Annotated in this window: 17 protein-coding genes and 1 pseudogene; 6 read left to right on the forward strand and 12 right to left on the reverse strand. The window is 56.9% G+C overall.

Annotation, left to right across the window (positions count from 1 at the left end; all coding sequences use genetic code 11):
- Positions 1-61: 61 nt before the first annotated feature.
- The 8 genes from NQ842_RS00630 to NQ842_RS00665 all read right to left on the reverse strand — a co-directional run bounded on the left by NQ842_RS00630 (position 62) and on the right by NQ842_RS00665 (position 7,290).
- A complete protein-coding gene (locus tag NQ842_RS00630; RefSeq protein ID WP_014830058.1) occupies positions 62-1,381 on the reverse strand; it encodes an MFS transporter in 1,320 nt (439 codons plus the stop codon).
- A complete protein-coding gene (gene uhpB / locus NQ842_RS00635; RefSeq protein WP_014830057.1) occupies positions 1,374-2,879 on the reverse strand; it encodes a signal transduction histidine-protein kinase/phosphatase UhpB in 1,506 nt (501 codons plus the stop codon). Before uhpB ends, NQ842_RS00630 begins: the two co-directional genes overlap by 8 nt.
- Complete coding sequence (gene uhpA / locus NQ842_RS00640; RefSeq protein WP_118283565.1) at positions 2,876-3,469, reverse strand: transcriptional regulator UhpA; 594 nt, start codon at positions 3,467-3,469, stop codon at positions 2,876-2,878. Before uhpA ends, uhpB begins: the two co-directional genes overlap by 4 nt.
- A gap of 82 nt (positions 3,470-3,551) precedes the next feature.
- Complete coding sequence (gene ilvN / locus NQ842_RS00645) at positions 3,552-3,839, reverse strand: acetolactate synthase small subunit (RefSeq protein ID WP_001171659.1); 288 nt, start codon at positions 3,837-3,839, stop codon at positions 3,552-3,554.
- A gap of 3 nt (positions 3,840-3,842) precedes the next feature.
- The gene (ilvB, locus tag NQ842_RS00650; protein WP_014830055.1) at positions 3,843-5,531 is read right to left on the reverse strand and encodes an acetolactate synthase large subunit; all 1,689 of its coding nucleotides are present in this window, start codon (positions 5,529-5,531) and stop codon (positions 3,843-3,845) included.
- 163 nt (positions 5,532-5,694) lie between these two features.
- Positions 5,695-5,793, reverse strand: a complete 99-nt coding sequence (ivbL, locus tag NQ842_RS00655) for an ilvB operon leader peptide IvbL (protein ID WP_071830013.1) — start codon at positions 5,791-5,793, stop codon at positions 5,695-5,697.
- Positions 5,794-5,900: 107 nt separating this feature from the next.
- Positions 5,901-6,380, reverse strand: a complete 480-nt coding sequence (locus NQ842_RS00660) for a type VI secretion system tube protein TssD (RefSeq protein ID WP_153908078.1) — start codon at positions 6,378-6,380, stop codon at positions 5,901-5,903.
- 205 nt (positions 6,381-6,585) lie between these two features.
- Positions 6,586-7,290 carry a hypothetical protein gene (locus NQ842_RS00665; protein ID WP_083021660.1) on the reverse strand — a complete coding sequence of 235 codons (705 nt, stop codon included), beginning with the start codon at positions 7,288-7,290 and terminating at the stop codon, positions 6,586-6,588.
- Positions 7,291-7,915: 625 nt separating this feature from the next.
- Here NQ842_RS00665 and tisB point away from each other — a divergent pair.
- The 4 genes from tisB (at position 7,916) to emrD (ending at position 10,772) form a co-directional block, all read left to right on the forward strand.
- Positions 7,916-8,005: a type I toxin-antitoxin system toxin TisB gene (tisB, locus tag NQ842_RS00670; RefSeq protein WP_020684667.1), complete on the forward strand. Its 90-nt coding sequence runs from the start codon at positions 7,916-7,918 to the stop codon at positions 8,003-8,005.
- A 64-nt stretch (positions 8,006-8,069) separates the two neighbouring features.
- Entirely contained in the window at positions 8,070-8,516 is a 447-nt protein-coding gene (locus NQ842_RS00675; protein WP_047360536.1) for a GNAT family N-acetyltransferase, read from the forward strand.
- Positions 8,517-8,578: 62 nt separating this feature from the next.
- Positions 8,579-9,412 (forward strand): EamA family transporter, encoded by an 834-nt coding sequence (locus tag NQ842_RS00680; RefSeq protein ID WP_014830052.1) that lies wholly within the window; start codon positions 8,579-8,581, stop codon positions 9,410-9,412.
- Between the two features lie 175 nt (positions 9,413-9,587).
- Positions 9,588-10,772 (forward strand): multidrug efflux MFS transporter EmrD, encoded by a 1,185-nt coding sequence (emrD, locus tag NQ842_RS00685; RefSeq protein WP_014830051.1) that lies wholly within the window; start codon positions 9,588-9,590, stop codon positions 10,770-10,772.
- On the opposite strand, the gene NQ842_RS00690 is transcribed toward emrD, so the two are convergent.
- Together NQ842_RS00690 and dsdC are read right to left on the reverse strand one after the other, a co-directional pair.
- Complete coding sequence (locus tag NQ842_RS00690) at positions 10,675-11,763, reverse strand: cellulase family glycosylhydrolase (RefSeq protein ID WP_048338802.1); 1,089 nt, start codon at positions 11,761-11,763, stop codon at positions 10,675-10,677. The two genes, emrD and NQ842_RS00690, sit on opposite strands and share 98 nt — an antisense overlap.
- Before the next feature lie 84 nt (positions 11,764-11,847).
- The gene (dsdC, locus tag NQ842_RS00695) at positions 11,848-12,774 is read right to left on the reverse strand and encodes a DNA-binding transcriptional regulator DsdC (RefSeq protein WP_257256949.1); all 927 of its coding nucleotides are present in this window, start codon (positions 12,772-12,774) and stop codon (positions 11,848-11,850) included.
- Positions 12,775-12,978: 204 nt separating this feature from the next.
- On the opposite strand from dsdC, the gene dsdX reads away from it, so the two are divergent.
- On the forward strand, positions 12,979-14,316 hold the full coding sequence (gene dsdX, locus NQ842_RS00700; protein WP_046888833.1) for a D-serine transporter DsdX: 1,338 nt from the start codon (positions 12,979-12,981) through the stop codon (positions 14,314-14,316).
- Positions 14,317-14,333: 17 nt separating this feature from the next.
- Positions 14,334-15,621 (forward strand): annotated as a pseudogene (gene dsdA / locus NQ842_RS00705) (D-serine ammonia-lyase).
- 34 nt (positions 15,622-15,655) lie between these two features.
- Here the strand turns inward: dsdA and NQ842_RS00710 are convergent.
- Entirely contained in the window at positions 15,656-16,003 is a 348-nt protein-coding gene (locus tag NQ842_RS00710; protein WP_046888835.1) for a DUF202 domain-containing protein, read from the reverse strand.
- On the reverse strand, positions 15,993-16,340 hold the full coding sequence (locus NQ842_RS00715) for a YidH family protein (RefSeq protein WP_014068263.1): 348 nt from the start codon (positions 16,338-16,340) through the stop codon (positions 15,993-15,995). Before NQ842_RS00715 ends, NQ842_RS00710 begins: the two co-directional genes overlap by 11 nt.
- Positions 16,341-16,396: the final 56 nt, after the last annotated feature.

The raw sequence follows: 16,396 nt of genomic DNA on the forward strand, positions 1-16,396 counted from the left end.
CCAGGTAAAACCGGGAAAATTTCTTAGTTTTGCGCCACTCGGGGTGAAAAGGTGAGGCGCATCACATCACCCTGGCTTCACGCGGCGCCTGCGCATGCAAAAACGGCAGCAGCAGCAGGGCCGATATCCCCGCCGCGATGGCGATCACGGCAAAGAAACCGCTCCAGTGCCAGATGTCGATCACCCGCGCCAGCGGCCAGCCGGAGAGGGACGCGCCAAGGTAGGCAAACAGCCCGACGAAGCCCGTCGCCGCACCGGCCGCCTCTTTATGCGAGCATTCTGCCGCCGCCATGCCGATCAGCATCTGCGGACCAAACACGAAGAAGCCGATGGTAAAGAAGCACGCCGCCTGCATCACGTAGCTGGCGAAAGGCATCAACCACAGCGAGCCGACGGAGAGTAAGATTCCTGCCGCAAAGATGAGGTTCATCGGGCCACGGTTGCCGTTGAAGAGCTTATCCGAGCCCCAGCCCGCCACCAGCGCGCCGATAAACCCGCCCAGCTCGAACATGGTCACCGCCGAGTTGGCGGTCACCAGATCCACCCCCAGCGTCTCGGACATGTACAGGTTACCCCAGTCGTTGATGGCCGCGCGTACCACGTAGACCAGCACGTAGCAGAGCGACAGCAGCCAAATGTACGGGTTTTTCAGCACGTATTTGGTAAGGATCTCTTTGCGGGACAGCCCCGCCCCCTCCTGCTGCTGGGCAATCTCCATCTCGTCGTGCCGCCAGTCGCCTACCGGCGGAAGCCCCACAGTTTGTGGCCTGTCGCGCAGCCGCCAGCAGAGGAACAACCCGGCCAGGATCGCCAGACCACCGGCAATCATCATCCCCGCGCGCCAGCCGTAGTGCAGCGCCGCTGCGCCCACCACCATCGGGATCAGCGCTCCGCCGACATTATGCGCGGTATTCCAGATAGCCCACCAGCCGCCGCGCTCGTTGCGCGAATACCACGCCGTGAGCAGGCGGGCGCAGACCGGCGCGCCCCAGCCCTGGAAAAAGGCGTTCAGCGCCCACAGCAGGGCAAAGGCCCAGAGCGAGGTGGAAAAGCCAAACAGAATGTTCACCACGCCGGTGGCGATCAGCCCAAAGCCCATAAAGTAGCGGGCGTTGGAGCGGTCGCTGACGATGCCGGAGAAAAACTTCGACAGGCCGTAGGTGATGTAGAACAGCGTCGCCAGCAGACCGATATCGGTGCGGGTCATCACGCCGCTGGCAAGGATTTCCGGCGCGGCGGCGTTGAAGCTTTTGCGGGTGAAGTAAAACAACGCGTAGCCGAGCCAGATGGTGATCAGGATATGGCGACGCCAGTAGCGGTAGCGGGCATCGATCTCCGCTTTGTCGCCTATCGGCGCGGCGTTAGCGGGGGTTTTAAACATGGTGACTCCTTAGCGGCAGGCTGACGCTGACGCGTGTCCCGTGGGTGCAGGAGATACTCAGCGTGCCGCCCAGCGCCTTCACCCGCTCGCGCATGCCCGCCAGACCAAAGCCCTGCTGCCCGGAGCCGGGCGGCAGACCGCAGCCGTCGTCTTCAATCACCAGCCTGAGGCTTTCATCCTGCTGCCAGCCCTGCAGCGTCACCGCGCTGGCGTTGGCGTGCTTAACGATATTATTCAGTCCTTCCTGACAGACGCGGAACAGCGTGACGCGCTGGCCTTCACTCAATGCAGATTCGTTAATCTGCCAGTCGAGATGGCTGACAATCCCGCGGCTTTCCAGCTCCATCTCGCGCATCAGGGAGCGCACCGCCTGTTCCAGAGAGAGATCGTCCAGCTGGCGCGGACGCAGCCTGCCCAGCAGGCGACGCACCGAATCGTACACGCCAAGGGAGAGCTGTTCGATATGCGCCCCGCCCTGCTTCACCCCGGCGTTATCCGCCGCCAGACGCTGGACGATACCCGCCTGGGTGCGGATGGCGGTGATGGTCTGGCCGATGTCGTCGTGCAGCTCGCGCGCCACTTCCTGGCGTACATTCTCTTCAGTCTCCAGCAGACGCTCTGCCAGACGGCGATTGCGCGACAGCTCGGTTTGCAGGGACTGGTTCAGCTCACGCAGGCGCTGAATGCCCGCGCCGAGCAGCAGCCCGGTCAGGCTCTGCGCCAGCAGGGAGAGCAGCAAATCCACCGGATGATCGTGCCAGGTCTGGCTGGCAATCAGCGCAATGGCGTTCATCAACGTGGCGATAAGCGCCCCCTGCCAGCCGTAGTGCCAGGCGAGCGCAATGATCGGCAGCGCGAGACAAAACGGGGTAAAACGGGAAAGCTCGGCAGGCAGGCCAAGCTGTAGCCACAGGCTCACCACAAACAGAAGCAAGTACCAGATAAGATGCCGGGCGCGCCAGTTTACCGGCTGAGAGACCAGCGACGGACCGAGCGGCTGCCAGACGGTGCTGGTGAGATAGTGCCAGAAAACCAGACAGGTGGGGGCCAGCGTCAGGCCGCCGGTCAGGGTCAGCAGCAGGGCGTTAAGCATCTCCTTTTCGCCTACCCACGGCAGGGATTGCAGCAGCGCGGCGGCAATCAGCGCCGCTCCCTGACGCAGCAGCGTGCGCCAGTCGCGCTGGTGACGATAGCGGGAAATCAACGCAACCGGGAGGAGCGTGAGCAGGCTTCCGGTCATCAATAAGGGCAGATGCGCGAGGGCGACTTCCTGCGACAACCAGATCAGCATCAGCCACTCTGCGCCCAACAAAACCGGCCAGTAGCCGCGCGGGCATTGCAACATCAGCCCCAGACGCAGGCCAAAGGGAAACAGCAGCACCGCCAGCGCCGGGCGCTCCACCAGATGAAGGCTGATGCTCCACAGACAGAACCAGGCGGCAGAGAAGATAAAAAAGCTGGCAACAACGGCGATCAGCCGCGAAAAGACGGGGCTCATTGCCAGCTATCGAACATGCTGCGCGCCAGCTCGACGTCATTACTGACGTTGAGTTTTTCCATCAGGTTGGCGCGGTGAACGTGCACGGTTTTGGGCGACAAACCCAGTTCGGCGGCAATCTCTTTCACCGCCATCCCCTGAGCGAGTTTTTCCGCCACCTGACGCTCACGCCGGGTAAGCGGATCCTGACGTCCGGCGGCCAGCTTGAGGGCGATGTCCGGCGTCAGGTAGCAGCCGCCCGTCGCGACGGTGCGCACCGCGGCTATAAGCTCATCCGGGCTGCAGCGTTTTGACAGGAACCCACGCGCGCCGGCGTTGAGCGCCTGCTCCACCAGCGCCGGGCTGTCGTGAACCGAGAGCATGATAATCGCCATCCCTTTCGGTAACTGGCTCAGCAGCTCCAGTCCGGAGAGATCCGGCATGGAGATATCGCAGATACAGACCTGTACCCCACGCCCCGGCAGGCCCGCCAGCGCCTCGCGCCCGGAGCCGAACTCGGCCACCACCTGAAAATCCGGTTCGAGGTTGAGAAGCTGGGCAAATCCGGAGCGGACGATAAGGTGGTCGTCGATAAGGGCGATGGTGGTCATGTCTGTTCCTGCGGTCTGAAAACGCCGGATGGCGCTGCGCTTATCCGGCCTACAAGAGCGAAAGACGCTTACCTTAAGCGATTTATTCGAAGAACACCGCAATTTTGTTAAACATGGTGGGGTCGGACTGGTTGCGCGCCACTCTGGTAACGTCTTCCAGCTTGTCGATCTGGGCCATCATCTGCTCCAGACGCTGGTCATCGTTGACCAGTAGCCAGATTCGGCTGTGCTCGCTGCCCTGAATCGGCAGACAAAGAATGCCTTCCACGTTAAACGCCCGGCGGGCAAACAGCCCGCAGACATGGGTCATGACGCCAGGGTGGTTGCGGACGGTGAGTTCCAGAATGACGTTTTCATGTTGTTTCTGCATGGCTTATTCCCCCACCATCTCAGTATTTGCCGCACCAGGCGGCACCATCGGATACACTTTTTGCTCAGGGTCGATACGGACGTGGATCAGCGCCGGGCCCGGGCGAGAGATCGCCGCCTGCAGCGCTGCGTGGGCGTCTTCTTCTGCGTTCAGATCGCAGGTATGCAGGCCAAAACCGGCGGCAATTTGCATGAAGTTAATCATCCCCGGATAGGTCGCCGCAAACACCCCCTGCTTGTAGAACAGGCTCTGCTGCTGGTGTACCAGCCCCAGCGCCTCGTTGTTCATCAGGATGATTTTCACGTCTAACTGATTTTCAGCCGCGGTGGCCATCTCCTGAATGTTCATCATCAGGCTGCCGTCACCGGAGAAGCAGATCACCTTGCGGTCCGGGTTCGCCAGCGCCGCACCAACTGCCGCAGGCAGACCAAAGCCCATGGTTCCCAGGCCGCCGGAGGTCAGCCACTGACGCGGACGGTTCAACGGATAGGCCTGGGCGGTCCACATCTGGTGCTGGCCCACGTCGGTGGTGATGATTGCGCTGTCGTCCACGCAGGCGGCCACAGCGTTAATCAGCCCGTAGTGGCTCAGCGGGTCGCCTTCGGTTGGGATCGCACCCGGGAACTCGCGTTGCAGATCCGCCACCATCTGACGCCAGTCGGCGCGGTCAGTTGCGTCCGTCTGCGGGATCAACTGCGCCAGCACGTCGGCCACGTCCCCCTGAATCGCCACGTGCGGCTGTTTGATTTTACCCAGCTCGGCGCGGTCGATATCCACGTGAATGATTTTTGCGTTCGGGCAGAACTGCTCGGTTTTACCAATCGCCCGGTCATCAAAACGTGCGCCCATCACAATCAGCAAATCCGCCTCTTGCAGGATGTAATTGGTGCTGCGCGCGCCGTGCATGCCCAGCATTCCTAATGACAGCGGATGCGCTTTAGGCAGCATGCCGAGCGCCATCAGGGTCATGGTGGTGGGCAGGTTGGCTTTTTCAGCGAACTGACGGATTTCATCTGCGGCGTTGATTGCCCCGCCGCCCAGATAGAGCACCGGACGTTTAGCGGCATTGATCATGGCCGCGGCATCGCGCACGCTCTCAGCGCTGAATTCTGGCGCAGGTGCCCGCTCGCCCGGCTCCGGCAGTATGTCGATCTCAATTTCTGCGGTCTGGACATCCTTAGGAATGTCTATCCACACCGGGCCTGGACGACCGGACTGCGCAATGCGGAACGCATCGCTGATAACCTGAGGAAGCTCGGCGATGTCGCGAACTAAATAGTTATGTTTGGTGATGGGGATAGAAATACCGTAGGTATCCACTTCCTGGAACGCATCGGTACCGATCATTGAGGACGGCACCTGGCCGGTAATGCAAATCAGCGGAATGGAATCGAGACGCGCGTCGGCGATGGCGGTCACCAGGTTGGTCGCCCCCGGACCGCTACAGGCCATACAGACTGCCGGTTTACCCTGCGTACGCGCCATGCCCTGAGCGATAAACCCCGCTCCCTGCTCGTGACGCGCCAGCACGTGGCGGATCTGCGTGCTTTGGCTTAATGCATCGTACAACGGCAGTACCGTACCGCCCGGGATGCCCGCAACCGTGGTAATACCCTGTCGTTCCAGTAAATGAACAATCAGCTGCGCGCCCGTAAAACGCGTCTTGGTGGATGTTGTGCCCGAACTTGCCATGCTCCAGTCCTTTTCTTCTGAGCCAGCTTTAAGCGTCGTATTTCAGGTTGCAGATGCGTTGGCTGCAACCCGAACTACTTAGCGTATCCGGGAGGGGTCCTAAACGAAAAACCCCGCCCGGTTTGCGCCGGCGGGGTTTTGGATTCGTGTGTTGATCCAGTCCCTACGGCGCATTGCCGACGACCACCACCACACGCACGACGACCACTGCGGCTGGTTGCGCAGTTTTTAGTAGGGTCGCGGTGTTCATGGATGCAGTCATGGGGGACCTGTGTTTGGAATCATTGATTGAATTTATACAAACACAGGTTTTCGGGCGTGACAATGGAAATATTTTCATCTGCGCAAAAATGCGTCAGGGATCACGTTTTAGTATGTTGCTCGCTCATTCCAGGCGTCACTATAGATGACATTTCCGTCGCAATGCTTCCAGGTGATTTTCTCATAGCGTATGAGAACCGTTTCGAGGTGTGTTCCGGTGTTGGCACCTGGATACAAATCGGGTGTAATAGAAGTTATTTTTACATTCTCCATGATGATATTAAAATACTCCTGCTCTAAACCAGCCTCATTAATCTGATACATCTTTATGGTGGCTGACTGAAGCGTTCTCCCCGTACTCAACGCCCGAAATAAAAACGGAGTGACACGATCAAAATCCTTCTGGAACATGACGGGCATATGTATGCGCGTGCCCGTCAATTTCCCGGTATTCCCGTCGACCGGGATATTGACATTATGAGTGAACGATTTGAGTTCAATTGCGCCTTCACGCCCTGACACCAGGCAGGAACCTACCATTGGCGAACCATTTTCATCTGTCAGAAACAAATAAGCCGGATTTGACATACAAACTCCTTTTTATAAAACTCAATCGTACTTATCAAAGCGCCCGAAAATTATCGGATGAACAATAATAAATAAAACGATAGCAATGAATGTTAATAATACCCAGTGATTGGGCACCAGCCAGAGAAACAAAGAGGCGCAAGCAAAAATATAAACAGGGAATAAAACATCTGTAAAAAGAATGGATAACAGACTCTTAAACATGCTACCTATCCTTTAAGTCGTTATAGATCGCATCAAAATCCTTGTAGAATCCCGTTTGCACTTTCTTAATGATTTCAGCCAGGAATGGTTCAAAAAAGTAGTAAAGCATCTCCAGTTGTGCGGCATAGAGGGTGGCGTAATACTTAGGATCCAACATTTTCAGACGACGGGCAGCAAGAGCGCACTTCTGGTCCGTACCCATCAGCTGCAGAGCCATAACAACATTAGGTACACGGCGCGCAAGCCGTTCGACGACGATTTCTGAAAGCAAGCCGGATTCCGATAGGGATTTAGCCAGCGCCCATGCTATCGCTAAACGCGCTGCCTTGCTTGCCGGGATGTTTTTAACAAGGCCCGTTACTTTTGAATCCGTCTTGCGAACGCGATTTTTTTCATTCCCATTTTCAGAATCGGTCATAATGCTTTCAAAATAAAGATAGAGCATGTGTGCTATTACATTGCGATAATGGTAAATAGACACAATTGAGAGGTACATCCTTTTTTCTTCTGAGAGTAACTCTTCACACACATCGTGATAGCTGGGGATTAAGCATGATGAATACCAACTAACACGCTCCATTCCTGAGTAGATATCAGAACCGATCCCCTTTAATGCTTTCCATGTCCCAGCAACGCCTTGTTGTCCATAAATAGCTAACTGCCTGTCGCTCTGGAACTTCATCTTCAAGTAATCAGATGCTTGCATAAACTATCCATACTGTTTTTATGGCTATGTGAATATACGTTGAAAAACCGGGTAATTCAAATCTGTGGGTTTTATTTAAATACATATTCATCTTAAAAATAAACAGACTTAGTTTTATTTAAATAATCTATATTTAAGGATTATTAAATGAAACATTAATATGTACCTTATTTCTGCCGGGTACGTTGCCAATAAGTCAACTGGCATCCCGTTCTGTACAGAAAGCAGAAAACAAAAAACCCCGCCGGAGCGAGGTTTTTATCAGGGTTTTGCGGTTGGTCGCCGCAGAACACACTGTGTTACGTCAACGCACGAAGTATACGCGATCGAAGACGAACGCGCAATTCCGGCACGGATTTTGACGTTTTTGAGTATGGAACGGGTTTCGAATTTTGTCCACAAAATACTGTTCATATATACAGTATTTATCTATAATGAGGATGTTCGCAGTGAGCGAGGGGGCCGCAGTTCTACCGGCGCAACGAAGTCCTGGCTGAAACGGGTGGTGCCGTCAGTGCCTTAACCCCTGAAGTGAGCACACTGTGTTACGTCAATCCAGGTGCTGGCAACAGGCGGCGGAAAGGTACGCCAGCATCGTGCTCCTTTTTACCAAAAGGAGACGCGTATGAGCGTCGTGGATATGGTGATTCTTATCCTCAAACTCATTGTTGCTGTACTGCAACTGCTTGATGCTGTCCTGAAATACCTTCGGTGATTCAGGTTCAAGTCGCACCTGAGAGGGGCGGGCAACCGCCCCTCTTTAATAATGAGGGAATGCTATGTCGCGTCTGTTAATTGAACCCATTACGCCTGAAGAGCCCGGGTACATCGCGCTTAAAGCCGAGAGCATCGCGGCGAATTTCAATATGCTGCGCAGGCTGGAAGAGAACTGGCTGCGCGGTGAAAACCGCTTTAACGCGCCGGGTGAAAAGCTGCTGGGTGCCTTTTTAAACGGCAAGCTGGTGGGCGTCTGCAGCCTTAACCGCGATCCCTTCAGCCAGCAACCGCGTGCCGGACGCATTCGCCATCTTTATGTCAGCGAGAAGTGCCGCGGTCTGGGGATTGGTAAACAGCTGTTAACGGTGGTGATGGCCGATGCCAGCATCTGGTTTGATTTCCTCAATACCCATGCACCGGATACGGCCTGCGGGTTCTACCGTCGTGCGGGCTTCAGACTGGTGTCAGATGAACCACGGGTCACTCACCGTCTTTTTTGCGCGGTGTAGCTGGCTGGCGGCATGAAGTCGTGAATGTTACAGTTGAATGACAATTCACCGCCAGAGACGCCATGACCATCACCGTTTTCTGTATTTTGCTGTTTGCCGCGCTGCTGCACGCCAGCTGGAACGCCATCGTTAAAGCCGGAACGGATAAGCTCTACTCGGCGATCAGCGTTAGCGGCTCCGCCACACTCATTGCTCTGGTTTTACTGCCTTTTTCCCCGCAACCGTCGCCAGCCAGCTGGCCCTTTTTAGTGGTCTCCTGCGCGCTGCAGGTGGTGTATACGGTACTGGTGGCGAAGACGTATCAGGTCTCAGACATGAGCCAGACCTATCCGCTGATGCGCGGGACAGCCCCACTGCTGGTGGCGCTGATCAGCGTGCTGGTGCTCGGGGATAGCCTCTCCTGGCTCGCCTGGGCGGGCATCGGGGTGATCTGCCTGTCGATTCTGGCAATGGCGATGAATGGCCGGCTGCAGTCACGGAAGGGGATCTGGCTGGCACTGCTGAACGCCTGCTTTATCGCCGGCTATACGCTGGTGGACGGAACGGGCGTACGTTTATCGGATACCGCTCTGGGCTATACGCTGTGGACCTTCTTTATGAACGGCTTCTGCCTGCTGTGCTGGGCAATGGTAGCGCGACGCCGCGAAGCCTCCAGCTACCTGCGTTTGCACTGGAAAAAGGGATTGCTCGGCGGGGTTGGCACCATGGGCTCGTATGGCCTGGCCTTATGGGCAATGACGCAGGCGCCGCTGGCGGTTGTCGCTGCGCTGCGAGAAACGTCGATTCTCTTCGGCGCGTTGATCGCATTTGTGCTTTTAAAAGAAAAGGTTGCCGGACTGCGTATCGCAGCCGCGCTGGGTATTGCGGGCGGGGCGATCCTGCTGCGCCTGGCGTGATTCACTGGCAACATTTGTTGCCAATCTTGTTTACAAAACCTGCCTTACCCCCCTTCTGCATTCATCATGACAATGCTTAATTTGTCATCTCATTGTGGTAGATTCCTCGCGCATTTATGGGAATGCGTAGTCACTTATTCTTCATTCTTCTCTTTTGGCAAAAGTATTCAGCGACATGAAAAAACAAAGGAACGTTAACTTATTGTTGATGCTGGTGTTACTGGTGGCCGTCGGTCAGATGGCGCAAACCATCTACATCCCGGCGATTGCCGACATGGCAAAGGAACTCAACGTCCGTGAGGGCGCGGTACAAAGCGTGATGGCCGCCTACCTGCTCACCTATGGCGTTTCGCAGTTATTCTACGGGCCGCTGTCCGATCGCATTGGCCGCCGTCCGGTCATTCTGACAGGCATGTGTATTTTCATGGTCGCGACGGTGATCGCCATTACCACACATAGCTTGACCGTACTGATTGCCGCCAGCGCGCTGCAGGGGGTTGGCACCGGCGTTGGCGGGGTGATGGCGCGTACCTTACCGCGTGATATGTACCAGGGCACGCAGCTGCGTCACGCCAATAGCCTGCTGAATATGGGCATTCTGGTCAGCCCGCTGCTGGCACCGCTGATTGGCGGCCTGCTGGATACGATGTGGTCCTGGCGCGCCTGCTATGCCTTCCTGCTGGTGCTGTGCGTGATTGTCACCTTCAGCATGGCGCGCTGGATGCCGGAAACCCGCCCGCAGGACGCACCACGCACGAAGCTTATCGCCAGTTACAGAACGCTGTTCGGCAATGGAGCCTTTACCTGTTACCTGCTGATGCTGATCGGCGGTCTGGCGGGTATCGCGGTATTTGAAGCCTGCTCCGGCGTGCTGCTGGGTGCAGGGCTTGGCCTGAGCAGTATGGTGGTGAGCATTCTGTTTATTCTGCCGATCCCGGCGGCGTTCTTTGGCGCATGGTTCGCCGGACGTCAGAACAAACGTTTCTCGACGCTGATGTGGCAGTCCGTAATCAGCTGCCTGCTGGCTGGCCTGATGATGTGGATCCCGGGTCTGTTTGGCGTGATGACTGTCTGGACGCTGCTGATCCCGGCGGCACTGTTCTTCTTCGGTGCGGGGATGCTGTTCCCGCTTGCCACCAGCGGCGCCATGGAGCCGTTCCCGTTCCTCGCGGGTACGGCGGGTGCGCTGGTGGGCGGTTTACAGAATATTGGCTCCGGCGCGCTGGCCTGGCTCTCCGCCATGATGCCGCAAACCGGGCAGGCTAGTTTGGGTTTGCTGATGACGCTGATGGGGCTGCTGATTTTACTGTGCTGGCTGCCGCTGGCGTCGCGTGTTCCGCATCACGAGCAGCCTGTTTAACCGCATGATGGCCCGGCTTCTCGCCGGGCTTTTCACATACCGGGGCAATCATCGCCTCCAGCAGCGGCTCTGGCGCTGGCCGCCAGGCCCCCTCTTCTCCGTCATAAAACTGGAAATCGGCGTTAATCGCATAGGGAATGTTCGCCTTTTGCAGCTCGCAGGCCATAAAGGTCGCGAAAGCCATTTGCGACGCGGTGGGTGTAACGCGGTTTGACTCCCCCACGCCCCAGCCCCCGACCCAGCTGACGTGTCCGGTTTTTTGCTGCCAGTGCAGCGCCGTCGTAATGCGATTGTGAATCACCGCTTTCTCCGCCGCCGTACCGGAGGTCCACGGGTATTTGCCGTTATTTTTCAGCGGCCCCCACGGGAAGATATGCCACTCCGCCAGCAGGAAGTTTTGGCTGTGCGCAGGCAGCTTCAGGCTGGTGAGATCTTCGGGTGCCGCACGCAGGCGGGGAGCGATGAAGATCATCCGGTCCGCATCAATGCTGTGGATGACCTTGATGGTTTTCTCATACACCCGGTTAAGCGAGGCCGCGTTGTGGTTGAGCTTGTCCGCAGGCTCATAAATCAGGTCAAAGCCCAGCAGCGGCGAACGTTTGCCGAAATAGTGCGCCACGGCAATCCACCAGTCGGTAACCTCTTTTTCGTTATCGGCTTTCGGATCGTTTTTATAGCTGTCCGCCTGATACGCGATAATCGGGATCACGCCGTACTGCTCGCAGGCTTCCACCAGCTTACGCAGGTGGATCAGCCGTGCTTCGGTCGGCTCATCGGCCACGCGAATACGCACATGGCTGATGCCTTTCGCGCGAAAGTCGCGGACCACCAGCGGGTCGAATTCGCGTATGCCGCGCTCGGTGCGCGCCCAGTCCACGTCCATACCCACGCCCAGCTTTTGTGCATAAAGCGCAGCCGTCAGCGGCGGCTCGGCGGCTATCGCCCAGCCGGAAGAGAGAAGCAACGCGGTCGCAATAAGAGGCTTTAACACGTTTTACCCTGGATAAATCAAAAGGATTACCTGTATTTAGCACGCTTTCTCGCATTTGGTGTAGCGTCAAAGCGTAATAATTCTTCAGCCTGCCAGTTCTCTTAGCCAGCCAATAAAGGCGTCAATTTTCGGCCACTGACGGCCGGGAAGCGTTGAGATGTAATAGTGCTGATGGCATTTGAGGGTCTTGTTGCCAAACGGGGCGATAAGCTCGCCCCGCTCAAGGCGCTTTTGCACCAACCGCTTTCTCCCCATCGCCACGCCCACATGATTCATGGCTGCAACTATCGCTAAATCGGAACGATCGAAGCCAATACCCGATGATGACGGCATATTCATCGCAAAATGCTGCGCCCAGCTGAGCCACTCATCCGTACCGGAATCATTGCTCCAGGCCTGACGGTCGTGCAGTAACGTGCAGTGGCTGAGGTTATCGGGATTTTTCAACAGCGCATGCTCGCGGGCATACGCGGGCGAGCAGACGGGCAAAATCTCCTCGTCCATCAAGAAGTGATGAGAAAGGTAGTTTGGCGGCGTATCGTCGAAATAGATGGCCAGATCGATGCCGGTTCGCTGCATATTGATGAACTCATTGCCGGTGAGAATGGTGAGAGATATCGACGGATAACGGCGGGTAAAATCCCCCAGCATGGGGACAAGCCAGCACTGGGCGATTGACGGCCGGGAATACACCGTCAGCGTACCGGACAGCGCCTGGTTTTTAATATCCAGGATCTCCTGATTCAGGGTGTCGAGGGATGATTTTAGGGTCCAGTAAACGCGCTTTCCCTCCTGCGTCAGTTCAACTTTACGGTGCGAGCGGACAAACAGCTGAATGCCCAACTCCTCTTCCAGCAGGTTGATGCGGTGGCTCAACGCGCTGGGGCTGAGCGACAGTTCCGCCGCCGCCAGCGCGAAGGATTCATGCCGGGCAGCCACTTCAAAAGTGTACATTTTTGACAGTTGCCAGCCATTTAGCAGCCGGTTTCTGACTTCATTCGCATCGGTCATCACAATTCTCACACGTTATTTCTGCGCTCAGCATACCGCCCAGGCATGAATTTATGTGAACCAACAGCGAAATAAGTGCGCTTTTTTGAGTTCAGTCACTCAGTTGATCCAATCTGGCTCATCTGAACGGCAATTTTTATCGTTTGTCAGCTCATGCCGTTTTTTCGTCCAATACCCACAGATGACATAAGGGTGAGGTGAGATATGGGATCGCCGGTCTGGGTTGTGGTAACGCTGCTTGTCAGCATTGTGTTGATTGTTTTAACCATCGTAAAACTGAAGTTTCACCCGTTCCTCGCACTGCTGCTGGCGAGCTTTTTCGTCGGCGCGATGATGGGGATGAGCCCGCTGGATATGGTGAACGCCATTGAAAGCGGGATTGGCGGTACGCTGGGCTTCCTGGCAGCCGTCATCGGCCTGGGTACCATTCTGGGTAAGATGATGGAAGTCTCCGGTGCGGCGGAGCGCATCGGGATCACGCTACAGCGCTGCCGCTGGCTGTCAGCGGACGTCATTATGGTGCTTGTGGGTCTTATCTGCGGTATTACGCTGTTCGTGGAAGTGGGCGTGGTACTGCTGATCCCGCTGGCGTTTTCCATCGCCAAAAAGACGAATACGTCGCTGCTTAAGCTTGCCATTCCGCTCTGTACCGCACTGATGGCGGTGCACTGCGTGGTACCGCCGCATCCGGCTGCGCTGTTTGTCACCAACAAATTAGGTGCGGACGTCGGGACGGTGATTGTCTACGGTCTGCTGGTGGGTCTGGTGGCATCTCTGGTCGGTGGCCCGCTGTTCCTGAAACTGCTCGGCAACCGTCTGCCATATAAACCGGTTCCGGCAGAATTTTCCGACCTGAAGGTGCGGGAGGAGCAAACCCTGCCGTCGCTGGGTGCAACGCTGTTTACGGTGCTGCTGCCGATTGTTCTGATGCTGGTGAAGACCCTCGCTGAGCTCAATATGGCGAAGGATGGCACGCTGTATACCCTGCTGGAGTTTATCGGCAACCCGATCACCGCAATGTTTATCGCTGTATTTGTCGCCTACTACCTGCTGGGGATCCGCCAGCATATGGGCATGGGCGCAATGCTGACCCATACGGAGCACGGCTTTGGCTCTATCGCGAACATATTGTTGATTATTGGTGCCGGTGGCGCGTTCAACGCTATTCTCAAAACCAGCGGGCTGGCAGATTCGCTGGCACATATTCTCTCGAACCTGCACATGCATCCGATCCTGCTCGCCTGGCTGGTGGCGCTGGTGCTGCATGCCGCTGTAGGCTCCGCTACGGTCGCGATGATGGGTGCGACGGCGATAGTGGCGCCGATGCTGCCGCTCTACCCGAACGTAAGCCCGGAGATCATCACGATTGCCATCGGTTCCGGCGCTATTGGCTGCACGATCGTGACCGATTCGCTCTTCTGGCTGGTAAAGCAATACTGCGGCGCGACCCTTAATGAGACCTTCAAATACTATACGACGGCGACGTTTATCGCCTCGGTGCTTGCACTTGGCGGCACATTCCTGCTTTCTTTCATTATCTGAGCACGACGAGACGTATTATGGAAAACGCAACTATCACTGCTTTAACCGCACAGTTTCCTCTGGTTGAGGATCTGATTGCCCTGAAAGAGACCACCTGGCTTAACCCGCGCACCACCTCGCTTGCCGAAGGGTTGCCTTACGTCGGGCTGACCAAAGCCGACGTGGATGACGCGCGTGCGCGCCTCAACCGCTTCGCGCCGTATCTGGCGAAAGCCTTCCCGGAAACCGCGGCAACGGGCGGGATTATCGAGTCTGAGCTGGTTGCTATTCCGGCAATGAAAAAAACGGCTGGAGAAGGAATCTGGCAAGGCCATTCCCGGCACGCTGCTGTTGAAAAAAGACAGCCATCTGCCCATCTCCGGCTCGATTAAAGCGCGCGGCGGCATCTATGAGGTACTGACCCACGCAGAAAAGCTGGCGCTGGAAGCGGGATTGCTGAGCACTGAAGATGACTACAGCATCCTGCTGGAACCGCGCTTTAAAGACTTCTTTAGCCAGTACAGTATTGCGGTGGGTTCAACCGGCAACCTCGGGATGTCCATCGGCATCATGAGCGCACGCATTGGCTTTACGGTGACGGTGCATATGTCCGCCGACGCCCGCGAGTGGAAGAAAGCCAAACTGCGCAGCCATGGCGTCACCGTTGTGGAATATGAGCAGGATTACGGCGTGGCGGTGGAACAAGGACGAAAAGCAGCGGAAAGCGACCCGAACTGCTTCTTTATCGACGACGAAAACTCCCGCACCCTGTTCCTGGGCTATGCAGTTGCTGGTGAGCGCCTGAAGGCGCAGTTTGCCGAACAGGGCCGCGTGGTGGATGCAGAGCATCCGCTGTATGTCTACCTGCCGTGCGGCGTCGGCGGTGGTCCTGGCGGCGTGGCATTTGGTCTGAAGCTGGCGTTTGGCGACAACGTCCACTGCTTCTTTGCCGAGCCAACGCACTCCCCGTGCATGCTGCTGGGGGTTTATACCGGCCTGCACGATGAGATTGCCGTGCAGGAGTTGGGTATCGACAACGTGACGGCGGCGGACGGGCTGGCGGTAGGACGCGCGTCAGGCTTTGTGGGCCGTGCGATGGAACGTCTGCTCGACGGGTTCTATACCCTGTCCGATCAAAGCATGTACGACATGCTCGGCTGGCTGGCGCAGGAGGAAGGGATCCGTCTGGAGCCATCGGCGCTGGCGGGCATGGCCGGGCCGCTGCGTGTTCAGGCTGATGCCAACGTCACCCATCTGGTGTGGGCGACCGGCGGCGGCATGGTGCCGGAAGACGAGATGGCGAAGTATTTAGCAAAAGGCCGTTAACCGTAGGCCCGGTAAGGCGCAGCCGCCACCGGGCTTATAAGCTCACAATTTGCTGAATGTGTGTAATTGCAAAGAGTAAAGACAGAGACAGTACAGCCAACGCAATCAGGAACTTATCCCGCACCGCCTTCGGCTGCACAAAATCGTCCTGCGCCACGTCCATCACGTTACGGCTGCGGGTATAGCGCCATAAAATGATGGCCACCATCGCCAGCACAACCAGTGAGATCCAGAAGGGCACTCCCGTGCGGTGCCAGTTGTGCTTAATCGCCAGGGCAATCAGCGCGCCATACCCCAGCAGCGTACGCAGCCACGCCAGCGACGTCCGCTCCGGCTGCAGGCCGGGGTCCGCTTCGCGTCGCGCTTTGCGGCTATCCGCCATAGAACACCAGTACCATCACCACGCCCGCCACCGTCAGCAAAATCGCACTGATAATCAGCAACCCGCGCGTATAGGGCAGATCCTGCTTCAGGCGCATCGCCTTTTCGTTACGCAGCCAGCGCAGATAGCCGTAAATCGCCAGTACGCCCGCAAACAGGCACAGCAGCAGCGCCAGCACTTCACGAATCAACGGCGTGGCGAAATCAGGCGCGAGCTGATCAAGACCGACGCCGGCGGCCAGAAAGCCCAGCGCGGTACGGATCCACGCCAGAAATGTACGTTCATTGGCCAGCGAGAAGCGGTAGTCCGGGGCTTCACCGAGGCGGGAAATTTTCATGAAGGCTCCTTGTCATGCTGCAGGCAGGCTTCAGCATAGCGTAAATCGGCCAGGAC

This window comes from Enterobacter cloacae complex sp. R_G8 (assembly GCF_024599795.1).
Taxonomy (GTDB): domain Bacteria; phylum Pseudomonadota; class Gammaproteobacteria; order Enterobacterales; family Enterobacteriaceae; genus Enterobacter; species Enterobacter dissolvens.

Bases quoted from the DNA above. Each gene is read 5' to 3' on its own strand.
- NQ842_RS00630 (WP_014830058.1), bottom strand. From the start codon at position 1,381: ATGTTTAAAACCCCCGCTAACGCCGCGCCGATAGGCGACAAAGCGGAG.
- uhpB (WP_014830057.1), bottom strand. From the start codon at position 2,879: ATGAGCCCCGTCTTTTCGCGGCTGATCGCCGTTGTTGCCAGCTTTTTT.
- uhpA (WP_118283565.1), bottom strand. From the start codon at position 3,469: ATGACCACCATCGCCCTTATCGACGACCACCTTATCGTCCGCTCCGGA.
- ilvN (WP_001171659.1), bottom strand. From the start codon at position 3,839: ATGCAGAAACAACATGAAAACGTCATTCTGGAACTCACCGTCCGCAAC.
- ilvB (WP_014830055.1), bottom strand. From the start codon at position 5,531: ATGGCAAGTTCGGGCACAACATCCACCAAGACGCGTTTTACGGGCGCG.
- ivbL (WP_071830013.1), bottom strand. From the start codon at position 5,793: ATGACTGCATCCATGAACACCGCGACCCTACTAAAAACTGCGCAACCA.
- NQ842_RS00660 (WP_153908078.1), bottom strand. From the start codon at position 6,380: ATGTCAAATCCGGCTTATTTGTTTCTGACAGATGAAAATGGTTCGCCA.
- NQ842_RS00665 (WP_083021660.1), bottom strand. From the start codon at position 7,290: ATGCAAGCATCTGATTACTTGAAGATGAAGTTCCAGAGCGACAGGCAG.
- tisB (WP_020684667.1), top strand. From the start codon at position 7,916: ATGAGCGTCGTGGATATGGTGATTCTTATCCTCAAACTCATTGTTGCT.
- NQ842_RS00675 (WP_047360536.1), top strand. From the start codon at position 8,070: ATGTCGCGTCTGTTAATTGAACCCATTACGCCTGAAGAGCCCGGGTAC.
- NQ842_RS00680 (WP_014830052.1), top strand. From the start codon at position 8,579: ATGACCATCACCGTTTTCTGTATTTTGCTGTTTGCCGCGCTGCTGCAC.
- emrD (WP_014830051.1), top strand. From the start codon at position 9,588: ATGAAAAAACAAAGGAACGTTAACTTATTGTTGATGCTGGTGTTACTG.
- dsdC (WP_257256949.1), bottom strand. From the start codon at position 12,774: ATGACCGATGCGAATGAAGTCAGAAACCGGCTGCTAAATGGCTGGCAA.
- dsdX (WP_046888833.1), top strand. From the start codon at position 12,979: ATGGGATCGCCGGTCTGGGTTGTGGTAACGCTGCTTGTCAGCATTGTG.
- NQ842_RS00710 (WP_046888835.1), bottom strand. From the start codon at position 16,003: ATGGCGGATAGCCGCAAAGCGCGACGCGAAGCGGACCCCGGCCTGCAG.
- NQ842_RS00715 (WP_014068263.1), bottom strand. From the start codon at position 16,340: ATGAAAATTTCCCGCCTCGGTGAAGCCCCGGACTACCGCTTCTCGCTG.